The sequence below is a fragment of the Candidatus Protofrankia californiensis genome (assembly GCF_900634765.1).
GTDB lineage: Bacteria > Actinomycetota > Actinomycetes > Frankiales > Frankiaceae > Protofrankia > Protofrankia californiensis.
This window is the reverse complement of sequence record NZ_CAAAFT010000190.1, coordinates 5,772-7,728: the sequence shown is the minus strand read 5'-3', so window position 1 is coordinate 7,728 and position 1,957 is coordinate 5,772. Positions and strand designations below refer to the sequence as shown.

The 1,957-nt window shown below is 74.5% G+C and carries 1 protein-coding gene; it reads left to right on the top strand.

All coding sequences use genetic code 11. From position 1 onward, the window contains the following. Positions 1–105 precede the first annotated feature (105 nt). On the top strand, positions 106–1,957 hold a 1,852-nt coding region (locus DD1DGNOD_RS10640; RefSeq protein WP_165036579.1), incomplete at its 3' end, for an acyltransferase domain-containing protein.

The window sequence follows — 1,957 nt, the reverse complement described above, 5'->3', positions numbered from 1 at the left end:
ATGCCGCTTCCCGACGGGACTTCGCTTCCCGAGCGGACTTCGCCGGCCGGCGCGGCCGACGGCCCTGCCGCCCCGGCTGGGGGGACGGGGGCTCCGCTGCCCTGCGTGGTCTCGGCCCGCAGCCAGGCGGCGTTGCGGAGCCAGGCACGGCGGCTGCGTGCGCACCTCGACGGCCGCGCGGGTGACTCACTCGAAGACCTCGCGTACTCGTTGGCGACGACACGGGCCGCACTGCCACACCGGGCGGTGGTCCTGGCCGCCGACCGCGACCAGCTTCTGCGGGGGCTGGACGCGCTGGCCGATGACACCGCCGGGCCGAACCTCGTCCGCGGTGTGGCCCGGGAGGGCCGGAACGCCTTCCTGTTCCCCGGCCAGGGCTCCCAGCGTCCGCGGATGGGACAGCAGCTCTGCCAGCGGTTTCCGGTGTTCGCCCAGGCACTGGAGGAGGTGTGCGACCAGCTCGACGTCCACCTGGACCGTCCGCTGCGGGAGATCCTGTTCGCCGGCGACGGTTCCCCGGAGGCGGACCTGCTGCACCAGACGCTGTTCGCGCAGACCGGCCTGTTCGCGGTCGAAGTGGCACTGAGCCGGCTGCTCGGCGCCTGGGGACTGCGCCCGGACTACCTGCTCGGCCATTCCGTGGGCGAGTTGGCCGCGGCGTACGTGGCCGGCGTGCTCTCCCTGGAGGACGCCTGCGCTCTGGTGGCCGCCCGCGGCCGGCTGATGCAGGACCTCCCGCCCGGCGGCCTGATGATCGCGGTGCAGGCGTCCGAGCAGGAGATGCTGCCTGTGCTGGCCGGTCGGGAACACCAGGTGAGCCTCGCCGCGGTCAACGGACCGCAGGCCGTGGTGGTCTCCGGCACCGAGGACGCGGTACTCGACGTCGCCGACCACTGGCAGCGCAACGGACGCAAGGCACGCAGATTGTTGGTCAGCCACGCCTTCCACTCCCCACAGATGGACGCCATGCTCGCCGAGTTCCGCACGGTGGCGGCCGCGATGACCTACGCGCCGCCGCGGATCCCGATCGTGTCGACCCTGACCGGTGCGGTCATCTCCGCCGAGGAGCTCTGCTCGGCGGACTACTGGGCCCGGCAGGTCCGCCGCAGCGTCCGGTTCTTCGACGGCGTGCGCACGCTGCTGGCCAACCGGGTGACCACGTTCCTGGAGCTCGGCCCCGCCGGGGTGCTCACCGCCATGGGCAGGGACTGCCTAGCCGCGGACGACTGCGCACCATCGGTCGTCACGGACGACCCGGCACCGTCGTTCGTCGCCATGCTGCGCGCCGACCGGGACGAGGTGCCGTCGCTGACCAGCGCCCTGGCCCACGTCCACGCCGGCGGCTCCAGCGGGTCCAGCGGGTCCGGCGTGGACTGGGCGGCGTTCTTCAGGGACCGGGACGTGCGTCCGGTCGAGCTGCCGACCTACGCCTTCCAGCCGACGCGGTACTGGCTGGACGCACCCGAGGGCACGCCGAACGCGGCGGCGGTCGGCCTCCAGCAGGTCGGGCACCCGCTGCTGGGTGCCGCGGTGGAGCTGCCGGACGGCGCCGGGTTCCTGTTCACCGGACGGCTGTCCGCCCACAGCCCCGCCTGGCTGTCCGAACACGCCGTGCTGGGCGGGTCGCTGCTGCCCGGCACCGCGTACGTGGAGATGGCGGCGGTGGCCGCCGACCAGCTCGGCTGCGCGGGGATCGCGGAACTGACCCTGCACGTCCCGCTGGCCCTGCCCGTGCAGGGTGGCGTCGTACTGCGGCTGGCCGTCGGCGCCGCCGACACCGCGGGCCAGCGGCCGGTGAGCCTGTACTCCCGGGCCGAGGATGCCGCGCCCGAGGTCGCCTGGACCCGCCACGCCACCGGCTTCCTGCTGGAGCGGGAGCAGCAGCGGCCGCCCGCCGATGAGCCGGGCGTCCGGCCGTCGGCGGACGACGTCTGGCCGCCGGCGGACGCCGTGCCGG